The 22,315-nt window shown below is 63.5% G+C and carries 19 protein-coding genes; 9 read left to right on the forward strand and 10 right to left on the reverse strand.

Going from position 1 to position 22,315, the window contains the following annotated elements:
* Positions 1–9: 9 nt before the first annotated feature.
* Positions 10–180 carry a hypothetical protein gene (locus AC0SZ7_RS05830; RefSeq protein WP_475503479.1) on the reverse strand — a complete coding sequence of 57 codons (171 nt, stop codon included), beginning with the start codon at positions 178–180 and terminating at the stop codon, positions 10–12.
* A 183-nt stretch (positions 181–363) separates the two neighbouring features.
* On the opposite strand from AC0SZ7_RS05830, the gene AC0SZ7_RS05835 reads away from it, so the two are divergent.
* Entirely contained in the window at positions 364–1,002 is a 639-nt protein-coding gene (locus AC0SZ7_RS05835) for a DUF1345 domain-containing protein (protein ID WP_475503784.1), read from the forward strand.
* Between the two features lie 12 nt (positions 1,003–1,014).
* Here AC0SZ7_RS05835 and AC0SZ7_RS05840 read toward each other — a convergent pair whose 3' ends face one another.
* Complete coding sequence (locus tag AC0SZ7_RS05840; protein ID WP_475503480.1) at positions 1,015–3,138, reverse strand: hypothetical protein; 2,124 nt, start codon at positions 3,136–3,138, stop codon at positions 1,015–1,017.
* Positions 3,139–3,443: 305 nt separating this feature from the next.
* Here AC0SZ7_RS05840 and AC0SZ7_RS05845 point away from each other — a divergent pair, with 305 nt between their 5' ends.
* The 7 genes from AC0SZ7_RS05845 (at position 3,444) to AC0SZ7_RS05875 (ending at position 14,384) form a co-directional block, all read left to right on the forward strand.
* On the forward strand, positions 3,444–5,474 hold the full coding sequence (locus tag AC0SZ7_RS05845; protein ID WP_475503481.1) for a hypothetical protein: 2,031 nt from the start codon (positions 3,444–3,446) through the stop codon (positions 5,472–5,474).
* Between the two features lie 550 nt (positions 5,475–6,024).
* Positions 6,025–8,757 carry an autotransporter outer membrane beta-barrel domain-containing protein gene (locus AC0SZ7_RS05850; protein ID WP_475503482.1) on the forward strand — a complete coding sequence of 911 codons (2,733 nt, stop codon included), beginning with the start codon at positions 6,025–6,027 and terminating at the stop codon, positions 8,755–8,757.
* Between the two features lie 203 nt (positions 8,758–8,960).
* Complete coding sequence (locus tag AC0SZ7_RS05855; RefSeq protein WP_475503483.1) at positions 8,961–9,980, forward strand: LacI family DNA-binding transcriptional regulator; 1,020 nt, start codon at positions 8,961–8,963, stop codon at positions 9,978–9,980.
* Between the two features lie 359 nt (positions 9,981–10,339).
* Positions 10,340–11,125, forward strand: a complete 786-nt coding sequence (locus AC0SZ7_RS05860) for a sugar phosphate isomerase/epimerase family protein (protein WP_475503484.1) — start codon at positions 10,340–10,342, stop codon at positions 11,123–11,125.
* Positions 11,118–12,062 carry a sugar kinase gene (locus AC0SZ7_RS05865; RefSeq protein ID WP_475503485.1) on the forward strand — a complete coding sequence of 315 codons (945 nt, stop codon included), beginning with the start codon at positions 11,118–11,120 and terminating at the stop codon, positions 12,060–12,062. The genes AC0SZ7_RS05860 and AC0SZ7_RS05865 overlap by 8 nt, the downstream gene beginning before the upstream one ends.
* A 51-nt stretch (positions 12,063–12,113) precedes the next feature.
* Positions 12,114–13,406, forward strand: coding sequence for an MFS transporter (locus tag AC0SZ7_RS05870; RefSeq protein WP_475503486.1), 1,293 nt, complete (start codon positions 12,114–12,116; stop codon positions 13,404–13,406).
* 15 nt (positions 13,407–13,421) lie between these two features.
* The gene (locus AC0SZ7_RS05875) at positions 13,422–14,384 is read left to right on the forward strand and encodes a 2-hydroxyacid dehydrogenase (RefSeq protein ID WP_475503487.1); all 963 of its coding nucleotides are present in this window, start codon (positions 13,422–13,424) and stop codon (positions 14,382–14,384) included.
* A 107-nt stretch (positions 14,385–14,491) separates the two neighbouring features.
* Here AC0SZ7_RS05875 and AC0SZ7_RS05880 read toward each other — a convergent pair whose 3' ends face one another.
* Entirely contained in the window at positions 14,492–15,667 is a 1,176-nt protein-coding gene (locus tag AC0SZ7_RS05880; RefSeq protein ID WP_475503488.1) for a GGDEF domain-containing protein, read from the reverse strand.
* A gap of 169 nt (positions 15,668–15,836) precedes the next feature.
* Here AC0SZ7_RS05880 and AC0SZ7_RS05885 point away from each other — a divergent pair, with 169 nt between their 5' ends.
* Positions 15,837–15,968, forward strand: coding sequence for a hypothetical protein (locus tag AC0SZ7_RS05885; protein ID WP_475503489.1), 132 nt, complete (start codon positions 15,837–15,839; stop codon positions 15,966–15,968).
* A gap of 15 nt (positions 15,969–15,983) precedes the next feature.
* Here AC0SZ7_RS05885 and AC0SZ7_RS05890 read toward each other — a convergent pair whose 3' ends face one another.
* From AC0SZ7_RS05890 to AC0SZ7_RS05920, 7 genes are all read right to left on the reverse strand, one after another.
* The gene (locus AC0SZ7_RS05890; protein ID WP_475503490.1) at positions 15,984–16,238 is read right to left on the reverse strand and encodes a hypothetical protein; all 255 of its coding nucleotides are present in this window, start codon (positions 16,236–16,238) and stop codon (positions 15,984–15,986) included.
* 119 nt (positions 16,239–16,357) lie between these two features.
* Entirely contained in the window at positions 16,358–17,308 is a 951-nt protein-coding gene (locus tag AC0SZ7_RS05895) for a GlxA family transcriptional regulator (protein ID WP_475503491.1), read from the reverse strand.
* A 146-nt stretch (positions 17,309–17,454) separates the two neighbouring features.
* Positions 17,455–18,087, reverse strand: a complete 633-nt coding sequence (gene ycaC, locus AC0SZ7_RS05900) for an isochorismate family cysteine hydrolase YcaC (RefSeq protein WP_027980710.1) — start codon at positions 18,085–18,087, stop codon at positions 17,455–17,457.
* Between the two features lie 30 nt (positions 18,088–18,117).
* Positions 18,118–19,956, reverse strand: coding sequence for an amidohydrolase (locus AC0SZ7_RS05905; protein ID WP_475503492.1), 1,839 nt, complete (start codon positions 19,954–19,956; stop codon positions 18,118–18,120).
* A gap of 25 nt (positions 19,957–19,981) precedes the next feature.
* Complete coding sequence (locus AC0SZ7_RS05910) at positions 19,982–20,392, reverse strand: DoxX family protein (protein WP_475503493.1); 411 nt, start codon at positions 20,390–20,392, stop codon at positions 19,982–19,984.
* Positions 20,393–20,526: 134 nt separating this feature from the next.
* Positions 20,527–21,438 (reverse strand): LysR family transcriptional regulator, encoded by a 912-nt coding sequence (locus AC0SZ7_RS05915; protein ID WP_475503494.1) that lies wholly within the window; start codon positions 21,436–21,438, stop codon positions 20,527–20,529.
* A gap of 207 nt (positions 21,439–21,645) precedes the next feature.
* Positions 21,646–21,930, reverse strand: coding sequence for a hypothetical protein (locus tag AC0SZ7_RS05920; protein WP_475503495.1), 285 nt, complete (start codon positions 21,928–21,930; stop codon positions 21,646–21,648).
* Between the last annotated feature and the right edge of the window lie 385 nt (positions 21,931–22,315).

A 22,315-nucleotide genomic window follows, 5' to 3' on the forward strand; every position in this document is an offset into this window, starting at 1 on the left:
CGCAGGGCCTCAGCGCGGCAACTCGGGTTTGTGCCCGCTGCCCGGGCACTGTGGCCCCGGTTGGCGGTCAAACACTGCATCGTTGCTGGGCTGGCGCCGTACCCTGGCGTGCAGCATCAGGCGCGCTTGGCTCATCATGCCCTGCAGTAGCACAGGCTCGTTGGGAGCATCTATGGTCATCGCGCACTTTCCTTGTAGGACTGGTCCTACATTGAACCGGTTAAATGAATTCTTGACTACTGGTAGTTCTGACAGGTGACAAGCCCTGAAAAAAAGTGTATGGCGAGTTCGGTTTTGCCCAAACCCTTACTGTCTCCACGTCGTGTAGCCGCTGTACCACTCATTCAAAGGATTGCCATGGCCCTGCCCAGCCTGCCCCGCACCCACCCGCGCCTGTCGTCCTCCGCCGCCCTGGGCATCGCCGCCGGCCTGCTGGCCCCCGCCGACCCGGTCATGCGGGTGATCATCGGCTGGAACTGCGGCGTGTGGTGCTACCTGCTGCTGATGACCTGGCTGGCCACCCACGCCGACGCGCAGAAGGTCCAGCAAACCGCGCAGCAGGAAGATGAAAACGCCGGCCTGGTGCTGGTGACCGTGTGCATCGCCGCCATCGCCAGCCTGGCCGCCATCGGGTTCCTGCTGGCCGGTGGCAAGCAACTGAGCACCGGCGTGCGCGGCCTGCACTACGCGCTGACGGCGCTGACGGTGATCGGCTCGTGGCTGATGACCGGCATCATTTTCGCCCTGCACTATGCGCGGCTGTTCTACCTGACCAAGGACAAGGACGCGCCCCTGCGCTTCGCCGATGGCGAGACCGACCCTGACTACTGGGACTTCCTGTATTTCTCCTTCACCATCAGCGTGGCCGTGCAGACTTCCGACGTAGGGGTGGCCACCCGGGCGCTGCGGCGGGTGGTGCTGGGGCATTCGTTGATCGGTTTTTTGTTCAACACGGCGATATTGGGGTTTTCCATCAATATCGCCGCTGGGTTGCTCAACTGAAGCCGGCGCCGCTCAAGGTTGCGGCGCACACGTCTGGTCGGTGATCGGGTCACAGTCCAGGCACCAATCCTCCTCTTCCGTGGGGTAGCCATCCCAACTGCAAGGGCAATGGAGCCCCGACCGGATCAGGTCAATGCGGCAATAGGATTCCTTGTGCTGGTTGTAGACAGCAGGCAGGCCCGGGGAGTACAGCGTGTAGTAAGCGTAACCGGAGCCCTGGGTGCGCTCACCCGCGCCCTGCCCCCGGTAACTGGTGGGCAAGATACAACGGCGAAAATCGGCCGGGGAAATCGTGAAAGAGACTTCCCTTTTTTCTGTCGCGGTGGTGATCAAGCGCTCCTCCCGATACTGGGTGCCAGGCAGGAACGAGCTTTCGGCCAGGTTGGAGGTGGAGTAGCCCCGCCAGTTCAGCACAATCCGGCTGTTGGCGACGAAACGGTCACTGGCCGGAATCTTGATGACCACGCCGCGCCATGGGCGGGCCGCGCAATTGTAATTGCCGATGGCTGGGTTCCAAACCTCCTCTGGGCCCGAAAGGCCTGAAGGGTCCAAAGGGTTCAGAGGGTCCACAGCCACCAAAGACTCAGGCTTCTTGGTAGGGTCAGGGTTAGGGTTAGGGTAGAGCGGCGCCGGCAGGGTACGGTCCTCGACGGCAACCTCCACGCGGCACAAGGTGTCCTGGCACTGCTGGCCATTGATACCGTTGAAGGTGGTGTAACGCACCGGCACCGCCAGCCCGTCGCCACCCACCAGCACGTCGGCCCAGGGCACCAGGAAGGTAATCAATTTGCCCACAGTGTCGCCCGCCAGCACGATGTAGGTCGCCACCGACGCATCGCCCACCAGCCCGCCCCAGAACAAGTCGAGCTTCTCGCCGGGCTGCGGGTCTGCGTACAGCAGTACTTCCACGCGCACCGTCCGGTTGGCGTCGGCAAGGGTGATGATGTTGTCGCCGGTCGCACCTTTCACCGTCACCAGCGGCAGACGCGAATTGACGGGGTCGATGGCCGGGTTGGGCGGCCCGGCCACGCTGAAGTCAACCGCCACCTCAAGTTCCACGGACGTCCAGCGCTGCGCGCCACGCACCACGGTATAGGTTACGTCGACGTCGTGAGGCAGTTCGAAATGATCGCCGACCGCCAGCACATCCCAGGGAATCTGCCGCCGCAGGGGAAACGAAGGGTTAGGCTCCACGGGGACCTCCACCATGACCTGCCCGCCCCAATCGACACTGATGGAATCACCGGCCTGGTAATCATACTGGTCAATCAGCACTTCCACGCCAGGGTTGGCGATGACATCGGCACGGGTGACCAGGCCATCATCCAAGGCAGGTACTTTCGGGCGTGCCAGGCTGGGCGGGACGGTTACGTTCACGCTCACCAACGTTTCGCGTGAGTCGGCGCTGGCGTTGCCCGCCCGGTCCTTGATGTAATACTTCAGGATTTTGCTGCCGTTGCGACGCGCGCGAATCACATCACCCGGCACCACTACATCGAAAGGCCCGGTGCCAGCGCCCGCTGGTACCACCAGCCTGGCCGCGACCAACTCATCCCCTGGCACCGGGGAAAGGTTGCGCCAGTACAGTTCGATCACGTCATAGGGCTTGCAATCGAGATAGGCATCGATCGTGATCATTACCTGATCGCCGTGGCTGGCCAGATAAGCGTCGTCAATGCCTCCGGCGCCGACGTCAGCGGGCAGCCGGGGCTCCACCGGGGAGGAATTGCGGTAGGGCGCGCTACGGTCGATGGTCACCTCAGTGATCTCGGAATCATCGTCGTAAAAGAAGGAGGATATCCGGTACTTAAGCCTGTGAACGCCTTCTTGCAGGCGGGCGACGGGCACCTGGAAAAACAATTGGGTGGGGTCGAAGGGGTAGCTGAATGTCTTGCTGCCCAATTCAGCGTCATTCCAGTAGTAGAACACCTCGGCAGAAAGATCATTCGGGTTCACGGGCGCAAGCGCCCATTGGTCGAACTCCACGACCAGGGGGGAGGTCAGGGCGCTGATGGGCAGCAGGTTATGTTCCAGCGCCCCGGGCAGGTCTGGCAGCACCGCCTGGGCCCTGGGAGGGGAAAATACGTCTGGGCGACGTGTTGGCGTGCTGGCGCCGGGAGGTGGGGTGTTGGTCATGACAATACCTCGTGGAATTAGGCACATGGCAAGCCGCCAGTGCTTGTATTACCAATTAGGCGTGCTGGGCCATATGGCCCGCTACTGTCAGAACTAACAGTTCGGATGAATGGGGTTTGCTGCCGGGCGCGGGCCAATTGACCGCTGGTCGGGCCATGGCGCCTACCTGTCATTTCTATCAGTAGGCACCCCACGGAAATGAGCATTGAATAGGTATCAGCAGGTGTGAACCACACCGCGCCACCGGCTTTGGGAGCAGCTTTTTCCAACAGCCTTCCCGCACTGACTGATACGGAGTTCGACCTATGTCGTCATCCACCCCCACCCATAAAGAAAATATTGCCAGCTGGAAAGCCAAGCTTCAGGCAGAAAAACTGCGCATCGAGTTGGCCACCGCTCGGCAGCCTGGTGTTAACCAAGTATTGCCCCCCATCGTGGAAGGGGTGCTCGACAACCTTGAAGATCCGCCATTGGCTGGTGACCATTTCAACCTGCTGCGTTCTGAAAAAACCCACGAAAACCTGTCCATCATTATTCCTTATGTACCCCTTCCCAACCTGCCAAGCACTATCTCCGGCACCTGGGACGGAGACGGTACTGTGGTGATAGGCAAAATCGTTCCGGGTGGCAGCGCTCAGGCGGATCAGGTGGTGTTCATCGAACAGACCGCCCTGCGCGTCAGCGGCCGTCATACTTTTGTCGGCAAAGTCGAAAACGACATCATTGGCGAGGATACGACCGCGCCGTACATCATCACCATCGATCACGACCGTCCCAATCTTGGCAACTCGCTCGCGCCGGTGGTGTTTCCCCGAGAGGTGCTGGACGGGATTACCGACGAGTACCTCACCGCCAATGGAGGCATCACGGGTGATGTGCAGCGCTGGGTGGATATCGCCCGGGGTGATCGAATTGAGTTCCACTGGACCCGCGTGACAGCGCTCGGTACCGAAGACGACGCTGGCATCATTGTCGATACGCAGATCATCACAGACCCCACGCTGCCCATCACTGTCACGGTTCCCGAAGCGGACATCAGGCGGCAACTCGAAGGCACGTTCGTGCTGTGGTATCAAGTTTTCGACCGGGCAGGCAATGACAACGCCCAACTGACCGCGCTGCAACCAAAATTGCAAGTGCTGTTGACCCCCCTGCCCGATTTCCACGGCGAAGTACTGTCCCTGGAAAAGGCAAGCACCGGCAACCTGTTGACTCGCGAAGACCTGTATCTGCAAGCCGGATTGAGGATGCCGGTCTATACCCCAATCATTGCAGGCGACCAGGCCCAAGTGTACTGGGATAACATGACGGTCCCCGCCTACGTCTATCCCCTTGTAACGGATCGCGAGCTGATTCCACTTCGATACAGTGCGGTATCAAGTACCGGCCAGGACGGCACCAATATCGCCGTCAGGGTCAAGGTAGTCCGGGCCCAAAGCAATGTCGGCACCTTCACCAACACTATCCGTGTGGACTATGACCTGGCGGTACCCGGCCCTGACTTTCCGCCTGGCGCACCCGGCCCGGAAAACAGCCTGTTGAACCTGGTACGCGTCAAGAGCGCCAGTTGGCAGAATGCGGCGGACGACAACAAATTGCTGGTTGGCGATGAGGGCGAAGACGCCACCGCAGACGTAGTGCTGATTGATGGGTTTACAGCGAACGCGCACTTTCTGGCACTGGTGTGGCCTGGCATTGACGAGCCCGTTGATGTTCAACCCATCACGAATGCCGCTGTTGGCCAAGTCATTACCTTTAACATTCCATGGCAGTTCATTCTAGAAGGGACATTCGGGCCGGCGGTTCCCGTGTATTACAAGGTCATCACCGACGACCCGGCCGACGGCTACCAGCAGTCTCGACCCACGCCGGTCGATTCGCAGCTGGGGGGCATTATCGGCCTGCGACCACTAAGTGTCACAGGCAAGCCAATTGTACAATTCCCGAGCGCCACGCCGTTTCCTGCCTATGTGGTGCGCTGCAACGACACCTATTGGGAAGGGTTTGGCTTGACCATTCCGGCTGCAAACGGGAAGTGGGATGTCGGTGCGAAGTTTACTGCAACCTTCCAGGTTTATAGCGTACTTGACTCCGGCGGCACTGTGGAGGAGACCGAAACAGTCCCAAGCCCGCCCTACGAAGCAACGCTGAGTGATGTCGTCAACGGCTTCAACTACCCCGTGGTGTTCTCCACCCTCCTGCGTGCTTCGACCATGAAGCGTATTGAAGTCAAGTACAACATCGATAATGCAGGGCAAACGGGCAGTAGCGAGGTTGTCAACTTCGTGATGGTGAATCTTGACGGCGGCGGCAATACCTGCGTGCCGACGCCGTAATTGCTGATGTAAAGCGGTTAAACTTCACTGGTTGTCTGAAGCGGAGTTCCGCGCAAGCTTTTTCAAGGCTTGTGCGGAACTTTCCGAAAACGACGGCGAATTTTCCTACATTGGAAAGTTATCATGCCTACAAACACTTCAAACTTTAGACCTTATTGTATTGCGCTCCCAACACGTGCCCACGCGAATCAAAGGAGCCAATAAAATGCATGTAAGTAATTGTACGGGACAACTTCCCGTGAATACCCAGTTACAGCCGGTCTTCAAGACACGGCAATTGGCAGGCGCACTATTGGTCGCACTGACCAGTTACTCCGCAGGCGCCCAGGCCACCATCGTATTTTTCAATGTCGACAAAGACATGACCATTAGGGCCGATTACGATATTTATCAGATGCAGAGGGGGTCCACACTGACCACCAACGGCCGTCAGCTAGAAGGCGCGTATGCCATCGAGGGCAGCACCCTTAACCTCACGCCCGGGACGCTCCTGCTTCGGGCTGGCGCCAGAGCGACGGATGGAAGCACCATCGTTGCCGATGGGGTAACCATGACCAATGATGGTTCGTACGGCTACTACGCAGCGCTCGACGTTCAATACGACAGCGTCGCCACGGTCCGTAACTCCACGATTCAAAGTGCCCTCCAATATGCAATCAATGTCGACCGGGGCGCGCAGGTGACCCTGATTGATAGCGAGGTCAGCGGCCAAATCGGCATTCGCGTTGCAGGGGCGGCCACGACGTTGGACCTGGTTAATACAAAGGTGACGGCCAGGGGTGGCGCCTCGACGCCGGAGCTCGCCGCCGGCTTGTTGCTGGTCTCGGGCGGCACCGTCAACCTCAGTGCCGGTACAGTGGTTACGGGGGCGAACAATGGCATTATGATGCTGGGAGTTCCCGCCGCCCCTACCACCCTGGTCATCGATGACTCTACCGTGACCACCACGAGCGGCGCCGGAATAGCGATGGGGGGCTTTTTAGCCGCACCGGCTTCGGCGAACATCGTGCTGCGCAACGGCAGCCTGCTCACCAGCGATGCTGGCGTCGCCATGTTGATGGACTCGGGGTCCACTGCCAACGTTGCAGTGGACAACTCACACATCAAAGGGAATATTTCCTTGTCTGAAGCCAACACTGCTGCGGTGTTCACGCTTAACCAGGGGCTGATCACCGGCGATGTCAGTGCCGCGGATGGCAGCTCTGTGGTCGTGAATGCAGGCGGCGGCAGCCAACTGCGCGGTAACGTCGAGGCCAGCGGCGCAAGCACCGTAGCGCTTAGCCTGGACAGCAGCCTGATGGAAGGGAACGTGACCTCCGATGGCACCGGCAACACCACGGTGCAAATGACCGGTTCGCAACTTACCGGCAACCTGCTCAACGTCGACAGCCTGACCCTTGCCGGCAGCGTGCTCAACGGCAACATCAGCAATGATGGCGCTACTACCACTACAGTGCAGGCTACCGGCTCACACATCAACGGCAACCTGCTCAACGTCGACAACCTGACCCTTGCCAGCAGCGTGCTCAACGGCGACATCAGCAACGACGGCGCCACCACTACTACCGTGCAAGCGACCGATTCGCAGCTCAACGGCAACCTGCTCAACGTCGACAGCGTGACCCTTGCCAGCAGCGTGCTCAACGGCAACATCAGCAACGACGGCACCAGCACTACTACCGTGCAAGCGACTGGTTCGCAGATCAACGGAAACCTGCTTGATGTTGCCAGCCTGGCACTGGACGCCAGCGCCCTGAACGGCACCATCAGCGCCGATGGCATGGCGGCGCAGGCGCAACTCACCGGCAGCGACTGGATTGGGACCGGCGTCGCCAGCAACGGCGGCAACCTGCAGGTCAACCTGGCCCGGAGCACTATGGTGGGCGATCTCACGGCAGACGCCTCCAGCCAAGCCACCGTGGTGATGACTGATGGTTCAAGCCTCAAGGGCACCCTGACCAACATCGCCAGCGCCAACCTCAGCGACTCGACCTGGCAGGTTACGGGCGACAGCACCGTCGGCACGCTTGCATTGGCGGATGGCACCGTGGCCCTGGGTGACGCGGGTCAATTTTATCGGCTGTCCCTGGCTTCATTATCGGGCACCGGCACCTTCAACCTGAGCGTGGACTTCGCACGCGAACTGGCCAGCTTCGTCGACGTCAGCGGTACCGCCACAGGCGATTACAAGCTATTGGTCAGTGCCCGCGGCGAAGACCCCGCCGCCGACAACAGCCTGCAGGTCGTACACACCGGCACTGGCTCCACGGCCCAGTTCAGCCTGTTGGGTGGGCCCGTTGACATGGGCACCTATTCCTATGAACTGATGCAGCGCGGCACGGACTGGTTCCTGGATACCAGCACCAAGACTATCAGCCCTGAAACCGCGACGGTATTGGCCCTCTTCAACACGGCGCCCACCGTCTGGTACGGCGAGTTGTCGACCTTGCGGTCACGCATGGGCGAGCTGCGCTACAACGGCGCCCAACCCGGTTTCTGGATGCGCGCCTACGGCAACAAGTACAACGTCACCACCAGCACCGACGTCAGCTACAAGCAAACCCAGCAAGGCCTGTCGTTTGGCGCCGATGCCCCCTTGCCGATGGGCGATGGCAATTGGTTGGTCGGCGTGATGGGCGGTTACAGCGACTCCAGCCTGAACCTTAACCACGGCACCTCGGGCAGCGTCGACAGCTACTACCTGGGCGCCTACGCGACCTGGCTGAACCCGGACAACGGCTACTATTTCGACGGTGTGTTGAAGTTCAACCGCTTCCAGAACGACGCCACGGTCAGCATGAGCGATGGCACCCGCGCCAAGGGCAACTACGACAACAACGGCGTGGGCACTTCGCTGGAGTTCGGACGGCACATTGCCGTGGGTGATGACTACTTCGTGGAGCCATATGCCCAACTGGCAGGCGTGGCAATCAGTGGCCGCGACTACACCATGGACAACGGCATGCGTGCCGAAGGCGACATGACCCATTCCCTGCTGGGCAAGGTCGGCACTACCCTGGGGCGCACCATCGCGCTGGACAACGGCATGGTGCAGCCTTATGTGCGGGTGGCATTGGCCCATGAGTTTGCCCAGAGCAACCGCGTGCAGGTCAACGGCAACGCCTTCAACAATGACCTGTCCGGCTCACGCGGCGAAGTCGGCACCGGCGTCGCGGTATCCATGAACAAGCACCTGCAGTTGCACGTGGACCTGGACTACAGCAACGGCAAGAACATCGAGCAGCCGTGGGGCGCAAACCTGGGGTTGCGCTACAGCTTCTGATCAGCATGATGGCAGTTGCCTGAGCGGCGCTGCTGGGCCAATTGTTGCAAGTTGCCTGCGGGGCGCAGTTCGAACTTCGCCCCGCCTGCCGATAAACGGTACACTTGAGGCCCCGCGCCTCAAGGTGTGCGCTGCGCCCGTGCTGAGTTCATGTCAGCCTGCCTCGCCCCTGGCGGCAATCATGCCAACAAGGAACAAGGCCCGTGAGCAGCCCCACCACCCCGCCCCGCCACCGCGTCACCATGCTCGACGTTGCCCGCCGCGCCGGGGTGTCGAAAGCCAGCGTGTCGCGCTTCATCGGCGACGACAAAGCCCTGCTGTCGGACGCTATCGCCCTGCGCATCGAAAAAGCCATCGGCGAGCTGGGCTACCGCCCCAACCAGATGGCGCGGGGCCTCAAGCGTGGGCGCACCCGCCTGATCGGCATGCTCATGGCCGACATCCGCAACCCCTACTCCATTGCCGTGATGCATGGCGTGGAAACCGCCTGCCGCCGCCATGGCTACAGCCTGGTGGTGTGCAACACCGACCGCGATGGCGAACAGGAACTGCAGCAGCTGCAGGCGCTGCGCAGCTACAACATCGAAGGGCTGATCGTGAACACCCTGGGCAAGCACATGGACGAGTTGCGCGAGCTGCAGAGCGAACTGCCCATGGTGCTGGTGGACCGCAAGCTGGAAGACTTCCACAGTGACATGACCGGCCTGGACAACGCCGGCGCCATGCGCATGGGCCTGGTGCACCTGAAGGCCCGCGGCTACCGCGACCTGGCGCTGGTCAGCGAGCCCCAGGACGGCACCAGCTCGCGCAACGAGCGCATCAGTGCGTTCGATGCGCTGGTGGCGCAGGACAGCCAATTGCGTGGCTGCAGGCTGCAGACTGGCGAAGCGCTTGAAACCCACCTGCGTGAGTTTCTTGCCAGCAACGACCACGGCCCCAAGGCGCTGTTCTGTGCCAACGGCCTGGCCGCGTTGGCGGCTGCGCAAGCGTTGCGCACGCTGGGCTGCGACCTGTTCGACGATATCGGCCTGATTGCCCTGGACGACCTGGACTGGTACCCGCTGGTGGGCAGCGGCATTACCGCCCTGGCGCAGCCTACCCATGCTATTGGCGTGCGTGCGTTCGAGTGCTTGCTGGAGCGCTTGCGCGGCGATGCGGGGCCGGCGCAGCGGTTTGATTTCGCCGCCGAGCTGGTGGTGCGCGGTTCTACCCCGCACAAGTAAGTCCCGACCGCGCAACGGCCAGACGCCTGGCGGCAGCTGCTACGCGATCGGGTGTGCCCCCCCCTTCGTAGCAGCGGCCGCAGGCCGCGTCCCGGTCCCGAGGCGTATTGCAGCGTGCGCGGCGGCGCGCAGGGCTTGACGTGCGCGCGTGGAAGGTGTTTTCTAATCAGCACTGAAACCGATTTCAGTGCTGCTAGAACAACAACAAGATCGAAGAAGGAAACCAGGCCATGTGCCGTCTCTTTATTTTCAATACCGCACCCATCTTCACTAAAAACTGAACCCCTGGCCCCACGCAGGGGTCTTCCGCATACCTTTTTACTGATCAAAATGTAACCGGTTTCAGAGGCCCAATAACAATGAATCTCTACCCCGTGTCCATCAGCCTGTCCAGCTACGGCGCCACCCTGGTTCGCGAGCAAGGCCAGGTGCCCTTCGCCGCCCTGCTCAAGCAGGCCGGCGCCAACGTGATCGAATGGCGTGAAGAGCTGTTCACCACCCTCGACCCCGAGCAGCTGCGCCAGGCCGCCGAAGCCCAAGGCCTTGCCAGCGTGTACTCGTGCCCCATGGAGCTGTGGCAGGAAGGCCGCGCCGAGCCCGACCCGGCGCTGGTCACCGCGCTGGCCAACGCCGCCGCCTGTGGCTCGAAGTGGCTGAAGGTGTCGCTGGGCTTCTTCGCCCCGCACAACGATTTCCCCGCTCTCAAGCAGCTGCTGGCCGACCAGCCGGTGCGCCTGTTGGTGGAAAACGACCAGACCACCCAGGGCGGCCGCATCGACCCGCTGGCGCGTTTCTTCACCCGTGCCCGCGAGCAGCAAGTGCCGGTGGGCATGACCTTCGACATCGGCAACTGGCAGTGGCAGGATCAGTCGGTGTTCAGCGCCGCCGTGCAACTGGCGCAGTACGTGGAGTACGTGCACTGCAAGGCCGTAGAGCGCACCAGCGCCGGCAAGCTGGTGGCCATCCCACCACACCCGCGTGACCTGGAACTGTGGGAGCAACTGCTGCGGCGCATGACCCCCGGGGTGATGCGCGCTGCGGAATTTCCGCTGCAGGGCGAAGATCTACTGCAGGTAACCCGTGGCCACGTGGCCACCCTCGCCCACTTGGGCCAACCGCAGGCAGGGAGCGTCGCCCATGGCTGATATCCTGTGTTTTGGTGAAACCATGGCCATGTTGGTGGCCGAACAGACCGGCGACCTGGCCGCCGTTTCGCACTTCCACAAGCGCATTGCCGGCGCCGACAGCAACGTCGCCATCGGCCTGTCGCGCCTCGGGTTCAAGGTCAGCTGGCTGAGCCGCGTGGGCAATGACTCCCTGGGCCGTTTCGTGGTGGACACCCTGCAGCGCGAAGGCCTGGACTGCCGCCACGTGGCCGTGGACAATGCGCACCCCACCGGTTTCCAGTTCAAGTCCCGCGAGGACGACGGCCAGGACCCGGTGGTGGAATATTTCCGCCGCGGCTCGGCCGCCAGCCACCTCAGCGTTGCCGACCTCAACGATGACCTGCTCAGCGCCCGCCACCTGCACGCCACTGGTATTCCGCCGGCGCTGTCGGCCAGCGCCCAGGAACTGTCCAGCCACCTGATGCAGACCATGCGTGGTGCCGGCCGCAGCGTGTCGTTCGACCCCAACCTGCGGCCGTCGTTGTGGCCCAGCCAGACGCGCATGATCAGCGAGGTCAACGCCCTGGCCAGCCACGCCGACTGGGTGCTGCCGGGCCTGGCCGAAGGGCGGCTGCTGACGGGCTATGAAACCCCGGGTGACATCGCCGCTTTCTACCTCGACCACGGTGCGGAAGCAGTGGCCATCAAGCTGGGCGCGGAAGGTGCCTACTACCGCACCGCCTTGGGCGAAGGCCTGGTGGCCGCGCACAAGGTGGCCAAGGTGGTGGACACCGTGGGCGCCGGCGACGGCTTCGCGGTGGGGGTGATCAGCGCGCTGCTGGAAGGCCTGACTATCGAGCAGGCCACCGACCGCGGCAACTGGATCGGCAGCCGCGCCGTGCAAAGCCAGGGCGACATGGAGGGCCTGCCCAGCCGCGACCAACTGCTGGAAGCCGCGGCCCTGCGCCGCGCCTGACCCACACGAACAACCCTGTTGCGACAACAACAAAATGCTCAGGAGCTTGCCATGCAACCGCTGAAACTGGCGCCGCGCCGTTGGTGGGTGATCATGCCCATCGTGTTCATCACCTACAGCCTGGCCTACCTGGACCGGGCCAACTATGGCTTCGCCGCTGCCTCGGGCATGGCCAAGGACCTGGCCATGACGCCGGGGCTGTCGTCCCTGCTGGGCGCGCTGTTCTTCCTCGGCTATTTCTTCTTCCAGGTGCCCGGCGCCATCTACGCCGAAAAGCGCAGCGTGAAGAAGCTGATCTTCGCCAGCCTGATCGCCTGGGGCGCCCTGGCCAGCCTGACCGGGGTGGTGGAAAACGCCTATTGGCTGATCGCCATCCGCTTCATGCTCGGCGTGGTCGAGGCCGTGGTGATGCCGGCCATGCTGGTGTACCTGTGCCACTGGTTCACCCGCGCCGAACGTTCGCGCGCCAACACCTTCCTGATCCTCGGCAACCCGGTGACCATGCTGTGGATGTCGGTGGTGTCCGGCTACCTGGTGCAACACTACAGCTGGCGCTGGATGTTCATCGTCGAGGGCTTGCCCGCCATCGCCTGGGCGTTCATCTGGTGGCGCCTGGCCGATGAAAAACCGGCCGACGCCACCTGGCTCAGCGGCCAGCAGAAGCAGGACCTGCAGCAGACCCTGGCCGCCGAGCAGCAAGGCATCAAGCCTGTGAAGAACTACGCCGAGGCGTTCCGCTCGCCCAAGGTCATCATTTTGTCGGTGCAGTTCTTCTGCTGGAGCATAGGCGTGTACGGCTTCGTGCTGTGGCTGCCGTCCATCCTCAAGCAAGGCCAGGAAATGGACATGGTCGAGGCCGGCTGGCTGTCGGCGCTGCCATACCTGGCCGCAGTCATCGCCATGCTGGCGGTGAGCTGGGGCTCGGACCGCATTCAGCGGCGCAAGCGCTTCGTGTGGCCGCCGCTGCTGCTGGCGGCGCTGGCGTTCTATGGCTCCTACGCCCTGGGCAGCGAGCATTTCTGGTGGTCCTACGGCCTGCTGGTGCTGGCCGGCGCTTGCATGTACGCGCCCTACGGGCCGTTCTTCGCCATCGTGCCCGAAGTGCTGCCCGCCAACGTTGCCGGCGGCGCCATGGCGCTGATCAACAGCATGGGCGCCCTGGGCTCGTTCGCCGGTTCCTACCTTGTGGGTTACCTCAACAGCGAGACCGGCAACCCCGGCGCCTCGTACCTGCTGATGAGCGGTGCGCTGGTGCTGTCGGCGCTGCTGACTATCCTGCTGGCCCCTGGCGGCTGCGACAAGGTCGCGGCCCGCGCCCGCCCCCTTACCGCCCACCATTCCTGACGTCGAGAGTTCCTGATGAAAAAGCACGTGGTGCTGTACAAGAAACTGTCCCCCGCCCTGCTCGCCCGCCTCGGCGACCAGGTAGACGTGACCTACATCGAAGACCCGGCCAGCGACGGCCTGGCGCGCCTGCGCGATGCGCTACCCCAGGCCCACGGCCTGCTGGGCGCCAGCCTGAAACTGGACGCTGCCCTGCTGGACCTGGCGCCCAACCTCGAGGCGGTTTCCAGCGTGTCGGTGGGCGTCGACAACTACGACATCGCCGACCTCAGCCGCCGCGGCGTGAAACTCACCAACACCCCCGACGTACTCACCGAGACCACCGCCGACACCGGTTTTGCGCTGATATTGGCCACGGCCCGGCGCGTGGTGGAGCTGGCCAACGTGGTGCGCAACGGCCAGTGGGCCGCCAGCGTCGGCCCCAGGCAGTTCGGCACCGACGTGCACGGCAAGACCCTGGGCATCGTCGGCATGGGCCGCATCGGCGAGGCCCTGGCCCAGCGCGGGCATTTCGGCTTCGGCATGCCGGTGATCTACCACAGCCACTCGCCCAAGCCTGCTGTGGACCAGCGCTTCGGCGCTCGTCACTGCAGCCTGGACGAACTGCTGCGCGAGGCCGACTTCATCTGCCTGACCCTGCCGCTGACCGCCGAGACCACCGGCCTGATCGGCGCCCGCGAGTTCGAGCTGATGGGCCCTGACAGCATCTTTATCAACATATCGCGTGGCAAGGTGGTGGATGAGCAGGCCCTGATCCACGCCCTGCAGGCCGGGCAGATTCGCGCGGCGGGCCTGGATGTGTTCGAGCGCGAGCCGGTGGACCCGAACTCGCCGCTGCTGCAGCTGGACAACGTGGTGGCTACCCCGCATATCGGTTCGGCTACCCATGAAACGCGGGAGGCGATGGCGCGGTGTGCGGTGGATAATCTGCTGGCGGCGCTGAACGGCGAGCGGCCGCAGAATTGGGTTAATCCGTAAGAGACGCGGTTAGCAGGGACTGCTTTTTGTGGGAGCTGGCTTGCCAGCGATCTTTCAGGGCCTCAACAGCTCGCTGGCAAGCCAGCTCCCACAAAAGCTCTGCGTCATCAGGCCACCGCGCCGCGGTTACGGCCCTCCTGCTTGGCTTGGTACAACAACCGGTCACACAACGCGAACAGATCCTGGGGCTGCACTGCCTCGGGGTTTTCGCTCAGCGCCGCGCCAATGCTCACCGTCAACAGCCCAAGGGCGTCCGGGCGGTGCTGGTGAACAATTTCAAGCCTGCGCACCTCATTGGCCAGCCGTTCGGCGGCGGCCAGCAGTTGCGGCTGGCCTTCCAGCGGCAGCAGAATCGCGAACTCTTCGCCGCCATAGCGAAACAGCTGGCCCTGCCCCACGCTGGCCGCCATCACCCGCGCCACTTCCGCCAGGCAGCGGTCGCCGGCCTGGTGGCCGTAGTGGTCGTTGAAGGGTTTGAAGTAGTCGATGTCCACCAGCAACAGCCCGAAGCGCTGCCCCACCTGTTCCATCAGCGCCCAGCGTTCGCTCAGGTGCTGGTCGAAGGCGCGGCGGTTGCCCACGCGGGTCAGCGCGTCGGTGATGGCCAGGGCTTGCAGGCGTTGGTTGAGGTCGTAGAGTTGCGCCTGTTGCCAGCGTTCTTCATGGTCGGCCAGGAAGGCCCGGCGCACGCTGGTGATGTTGGTCCAGGCGATGAACAGGCTGAACAGCAGCACCGGCAGGTACACCACCACGAACACCAGCAGCGCCTTCGGGTCGCCGGGGTGCAGCAGGGCCACGTTGCCGATCACCACCGCGCTGATCGCCAGCGACACCCACAACGTGCCCTTGAAGGACACGCGCACGCCCAAGTTGCATAACAGCACGAAAATCACCGAGGCATACAGGAACGTCGGCACGTCGGGCGAGTGGCTGCGCTTGAGCAGCTCGAACCAGGCCACCGCGCAGATCAAGTCATGCACCGGCATCAGCAGGTCGAGCACCAACAGGTTCCGGCTGTAGCGGAACACCAGGAAAATGTTCACCAGCCCCACTGCCACCAGCGCGGTACGGGTGACCACCGAGGCCCAGGCCATGTCCGGGATCAGGATGGCGTCGGCGAACACGTAGGAGTAATAGGCGCCAGCGGCAATCAGATTTATCGCTAGCAAAAAACTGCGATAGTGCTCCAGCACGTAGGCTTCGAAGGCGGCGCGCTGGTGCTCGGGAATATTCAGGACGGAATCACGCAAACGCCGGCGCGCGGGCTGTTCGGGCATGGTCATGGCGTGCGCCTGTGGCTACCAGAGGGGGGCTGGCGCAGTGTAAGAGCGCCAGGGGCCAGGCGTCCAGTTGCACTGATATCGGGCACGCAGAAACATTATGTAACTGTGAACTGTTTGGTTTTAGCGCCGGGCGCAGGTTCCAATGGGATCTTTTCCAAGGGAGATCCACATGCCGACCAGCCAACTCATCCTGCTACTGCTCATCGGCGTTGCCGTCATGGCCTGGGGCGCGCGCCTGGACCTGAAGAACCACCGCAAGGAAAAGGCCGAACGCCAGGCCCGCGAACAGCGCGAGGCGTGAGCAACCGGGCGGGGTTCATTGCCCCGCCAACCGCCCCAACAACCCCGCCAACTCCTGCCACGGGTTTTGCTCGCGGCGCGCCCCGCAACCGGGCCGGTGGTTGAACCCCGCGCACGGGTGGTTCGCCGACTGCGACGCCTGGCACTGGCTGCACGTGATGCGCCCATCCTGTACTACCCAGCGGAAGGCCCAGCCGGCCAGCCGGTCGCCGGGGCTCATACTGTCGCGCAGCGCCTGCGCGATTTCGTCCATCACCCCCATGTCGCCCATGCCACCCTCCCGAGCCCGATGTACTGACTGGGGAGTATCTTGGCAGGCATTGGCCTTGGTGGTACGACGACAAGGGGCGCAGGACGGTCATTCGGGTGCCCTATCCGGCCATTTGCATGCTAGTGGAATTGCTCGCGGTACTCGGCAGGGCTGCGGCCCAGGCGCTCGTTGAACAACTGACGCATGTGCCGCACGCTGCCGAAGCCGCTCTTGAACGCCACGGTCTTGAGCGGCAGTTCGGTGCTTTCCAGCAGGTTGCGCGCACGGTCGATGCGCGCATTCTGGATGAACGCCATGGGCGTCACGCCGACGTCGCGGCTGAACACCCGGCTCAGCTGGCGCGGGCTCAGGGCTGCGGCTTCGGCCAGGCGTTCGAGGGTCAACGGCTGCTCCAGGTTGTCGAGAATGTAGTGCTGGGCGCGGGTTACCGGTGAGTCCTGGGCGGCCACTTCTGCCACCAGCGGGCTGAACTGCGCCTGGTCGCCCTGGCGGCGCATCAACACCAGCAACACCTTGGCCACATCCAGCGCCACCTTGCGCCCGTGGTCATGGGCCACCACCGACAGCGCCAGGTCGATGCCCGCGGTTACCCCGCCGGAGGAGATAAGCTTGCGGTCGTGGATGTAAATGTCCTCGGTGCCCACCTGCGCCTTGGGGAAAGCCTTGATCAGCCGCTCGGTGTAGTGCCAGTGGGTGGTGACGCGGTGGTGGTCGAGCAGGCCGGCGTGGCCAAGAATGAACGCGCCGGTGCAGATAGAGCCGTAGCACTGCACCGTCTGTGCGGCCGTACGCAGCCAGGCCAGAAGGTCGGGGTGGTGATCGTTGTACGCACCTGGGCCGCCGGGCACCAGCAGCAGGTCGACGTCGGCGCAGGCCTGCTCGACCAGGTGGTCAGCCTGCACGGTGATGCCACTGGACGAGCGCACGCTGCGCTGCTGGGTGGCGAAGGTGGAAATGCGGTAGTGCTGGCAAGGCGCCAGGTAACGGTTGGCGATGGAGAACACCTCCACCGGGCCGGCCATGTCCAGCAGCAGAAAGTCGGGGTACAGCGCGATTGCAACGTGTTTCATGTCGAGGGGCCAATTGCCTGTGCTCAAGCAGGCGACAGTACCCTGTCCAGCGATAATGGCAAGCGCAACCCTGTAGCAGCGGCCGCAGGCCGCGTCCCAGGTGGTGGCTGGGACGCGGCCTAGGGGCCGCTGCTACGGGTTTTGTGTTACTTCTTGGCGGTCAGCGCCACGTAGCTGTTCATCAGGTTGCGGTAGTTGGGCAGGCGCTGGGACAGCAGGTTGCCCAGGCCTTCGATGTCGTTGCGCCAGTCGCGGTGCAGCTCGCAGGCCACGGCGAACCAGTTCATCAGCTGGGCACCGGCGGCGCTCATGCGTGCCCAGGCGGCCTGTTGCACGGTGTCGTTGAAGGTGCCGGAAGCATCGGTCACCACGAACACGTCAAAGCCTTCGGCCAGTGCCGACAAGGTCGGGAACGCCACGCACACGTCAGTCACCACACCGGCGATGATCAGCTGCTTGCGGCCGGTGGCCTTGATGGCCTGGACGAAGTCGGCGTTGTCCCAGGCGTTGATCTGGCCAGGGCGCGGGATGTATGGCGCGTCCGGGAACATCTCTTTCAGCTCGGGCACCAGCGGGCCGTTCGGGCCGTTTTCGAAGCTGGTGGTGAGGATGGTCGGCAGGTTGAAGAACTTGGCGCAGTCGGCCAGGGCCAGCACGTTGTTCTTGAACTCGTTGGGCGAGAAATCCTGCACCAGCGAGATCAGGCCGGTCTGGTGGTCGACCAGCAGTACTACGGCGTCATCTTTGTTCAGGCGGTTGTAGACAGGGGCGTTGCTCATGACGAACTCCTAACGTGTGGTTTGACGGATTCAGAACGAGAAGCAGGAACAGCCCAGCGCACCCCAGAAACCCTGGAAGTCGCTGATTGGCGCGTTGGACTGGCGCGCCCGGTCGTGGCCATGGGCGTGCACGGCGCACGGGCCGCTGCAGTGGTGAACCTGTTGCGCCATGGGCGCTTGTGGGCGCCAGTGGCCCGGCACCTTGACCACCGGCGACCACTCGGGCACCACTGGCAGGCGCGGTGGCGCCAGGTCGGAGAATTCGGCGTCGGCGTGCACGACTTTGCCGCCGACCACGGTCAGCACCGACTCCAGCCATTTGATCGCCTCCTCCTCTACCGCGAAGAAGTCGGCCGACAGCGCCGCCAGGTCGGCCAGCTGGCCGATCTTGATCTGGCCCTTGTTGCCCTGCTCGGACGAGAACCAGGCGCTGCCATGGGTGAACAGTTCCAGCGCGGTGTCGCGTGGCAGGCCTTCGGGCTGCAAGGCCAGGCCGCCGACGGTGCGGCCGCTGACCATCCAGTACAGCGAAGTCCATGGATTGTAGCTGGACACCCGCGTGGCATCGGTGCCGGCGCCCACTGGTACGCCCTCGGCCAGCATGCGCTTGATCGGTGGCGTGGCTTCGGCGGCCTGCTGGCCGTAACGGTCGACGAAGTACTCGCCCTGGAACGCCATGCGGTCCTGGATGGCGATGCCGCCGTTGAGGGCGCGCACGCGCTCGATGTTCTTCGGCGAGATGGTCTCGGCATGGTCGAAGAACCACGGCAGGCCGTTGAACGGGATGTCGCGGTTGACCTTCTCGAACACGTCCAGCATGCGCGAGATCGACTCGTCGTAAGTGGCGTGCAGGCGGAACGGCCAGCGCTGTTCCACCAGGTGGCGCACCACCGGTTCCAGCTCTTCTTCCATGGTTTGCGGCAGGTCCGGGCGCGGCTCCAGGAAGTCCTCGAAGTCGGCGGCAGAGAACACCAGCATCTCGCCGGCGCCGTTGTGGCGCAGGTAGTCGTCGCCCTGGTGCAGCTTGACGCTGGAGGTCCAGTTCTTGAAGTCGGTGAGCTCTTCCTTGGGCTTCTGGGTGAACAGGTTGTAGGCGATGCGTACGGTCAACTGGTCGTCCTTGGCCAACTGCTCGATCACCTGGTAGTCGTCGGGGTAGTTCTGGAAACCGCCGCCGGCGTCGATCACGCTGGTCAGGCCCAGGCGGTTCAGCTCGCGCATGAACTGGCGGGTGGAGTTCACCTGGTATTCCAGCGGCAGCTTCGGCCCCTTGGCCAGGGTCGCGTAGAGGATCATGGCGTTGGGCCGGGCGATCAGCATGCCGGTAGGGTCGCCGTTGGCGTCGCGCTGGATCTCGCCGCCAGGCGGGTTCGGCGTGTCGCGGGTGTAGCCCACCACGCGCAGGGCAGCGCGGTTGAGCAAGGCGCGGTCGTACAGGTGCAGCACGAACACCGGGGTGTCGGGCGCGGCCTGGTTCAGCTCCTGTAGGGTGGGCATGCGCTTTTCGGCGAACTGGAATTCGTTCCAGCCGCCTACCACGCGCACCCATTGCGGCGTGGGCGTGCGGTCGGCCTGCTCCTTGAGCATGCGCAGGGCGTCGGCCACCGACGGCACGCCTTCCCAGCGCAGCTCCAGGTTGTAGTTCAGGCCGCCACGAATCAGGTGCAGGTGCGAGTCGTTGAGGCCCGGAATGACGGTGCGGCCTTTAAGGTCGATGACCTGGGTGCCCGCGCCGCGAAAGGCCATGGCCTGGGCGTCGCTGCCCACGGCCACGAAGCGCCCGTCCTTGATGGCCACGGCGCTGGCCGTGGGGTTCTGGCGGTCGACAGTGTGGAACTTGCCATTGAGAAGAATCAGCTCGGCGTTCATTGCAGCTCCTGGGAAGGAAGAAAAATCAGGCGTAGCGCAGCGGCGCGGGCAGGCGCAGGCCCACGGCCAGCCGGCCGGGGCCGCCAATCAGAATCGTGGTAAACAGAATCAGCAGCAGCCAGGCGAACTGGCCCTGTTCAAGCGTCCATTCGGGGTGCACGAACACCAGCGCCACCAGCAGCACCGCCAGCACCGGCAGGCAGGCCAGGCGGGTCAGCACACCGGCAATAATCAGCAGCGGGCACAGCACTTCGGCGAAAATGGCCAGGCACAGGGTGGGCACGGCGCCCAGGTGGAAAGGGTCTTCGATCAGTTGCAGCTGGGCATGGAAGTCGAGCAGCTTGGGCAGGCCATGCACCTTGAGCAGGAACAGCGCGGCGCACACGCGCAGCCACAGCAGTGCAAGGTCGGCGGGGTCATGGCGGCGCTGGCTCATCGAGGGTCCTTGGCGGGTGATCTAGGGCGCCTATGGTGAGCGCCCTGCGGCCGGACCGATTGCACGGACGTGCTGTGTTTTGAACGGGTGTGCGTCTGCCTGCCTGGACGCGGCCTGCGGCCGCTGCTACAGGGTTACTGCAACGGCGCCGCCATTACTCGGCTGATGTGCGCGCGCAACCAGCGCTCGGCCGGGTCGTTGTCGTGCACCCCGCTCCACACCATCGACAGCTCGGCCGGCACAATGGGGAACGGCGGCTCGTCGGCGCGCAGCACGCCGTCTTCCACCAGCGCGCAGGCGGCGTAGTCGGGCACCGTGGCAATCAGGTCGCTGCCCTTGAGCAGCGCGCGCAGGCCATGGAACTGCGGCACCCCCAGCACCACCCGGCGGCTGCGGCCGACCTTGGCCAGGTCCATGTCGATGTTGCCGCTCAAGTCGCCCGAGAACGACACCATGGCATGCGGCCGCTGGCAATAATCATCCAGGGTCAAGGGCGCTGGCGCGCTGTCGCCACGCAGCACCTTACAGCCGATATCGCGCAGCTTGCGGCGCTTGGCGTTGGCCGGCAGGTCGGTGGTGTAGCTCACCCCCACCGAGATCTCTCCGCTGGCGAGCATGGCCGGCAGCAACAGGTAATTGGCCCGGCGCACGACAATGATGATGCCTGGCGCCTCTTCGCGCAGCTGCGCCAGCAACGGCGGGAACAGGCCGAACTCGGCGTCGTCCGACAGGCCGATGCGGAAAGTGGCGCAGCTGGTGCTGGGGTCGAAATCCTTGGCACGGCTGACCGCGCCGGAAATGGTGTCCAGCGCCGGGCGCAGCTCCTCCAGAATTGCCAGCGCGCGCAGCGTCGGCTCCATGCTGCGGCCGTTGCGAATCAGCAGCGGGTCATCGAACAGGTCCCGCAGCCGGCCCAGCGCGGCGCTCACCGCCGGCTGGCCAATGAAATGCTTTTCGGCCACGCGCGTCAGGTTGCGTTCGAACATCAAGGCTTCGAACAGCACCAGCAGGTTCATGTCGACGTGGCGCAGGTCGTTGCGGTTCATGGGCGGCGGGCTCCTGACGGGCTGGGGGTTGGCGACCCGGTAGTGAAGCATAACTGTGGGCCGGCGTTTTGAATGATTGTGCTATTGGCATGCCATATGGGTCATACGACCAAGCCCTACACCCCCTGTAGCAGCGGCCGCAGGCCGCGTCCCGGCCCCACACCGCACGCGTTGCCTTCGGACGCAGCCTGCGGCAGCTGCTACGGGTCAGGGTTGTTTTGGCAGACCGGTTATCGAAGCCTCCACCAACGCCCGGGCGATTTCCGCCAGGTGCTCGATGTTGCGTGCCAGGGGGCGCAGGTGCTGCGGGCAGTTTTCGACCATCTCGGCGGCGCCTGCGCTGGCGCTGCGGATGTAGCCGGAGGCGTGGATCAGCACCTCTTCCAGGGGCATGCCTTCGCGCACGGCGAGGATGGGCATTTCGCCTTCGCTGGGGGCAAAGGGGTGGAAGGCGGTGGTGAGGTCGGGTGGGTCGGGGGTAATTGGGGTCATGGTACAGCTCCTGGGTTGCTGGGAGCCGACAGCCCTCGCTACTAAACGAAGGGTGGCGGCTGTGACGACAGGTTAGTAGACCGGGAACCCAGGGACCCAGCGCACCGAAGTGCCCTGTGCACAGCCGCCATGACAAGGCCTGCAACCGCAGGCTGGCAGCGTGAAAATCTGGATTGACGGGCTACTAAACCCGACCGCTGACAAGCAACGGCGGAGCGAGATTAGCCACTCAAACCCAGCACGGCAAGCGCCATTTTTCGAGCTGTAGGACGATTATCACTGAAGTTGTAGGGCATTTCCTACAGATTTTTAGTAACCAAACACAGCTTTCCGTAGCCGAAACTGTCTTTGTGGGAGCTGGCTTGCCAGCGAGTTTTTAGGGCCT

The sequence above is a fragment of the Pseudomonas sp. JC1203 genome (assembly GCF_056175065.1).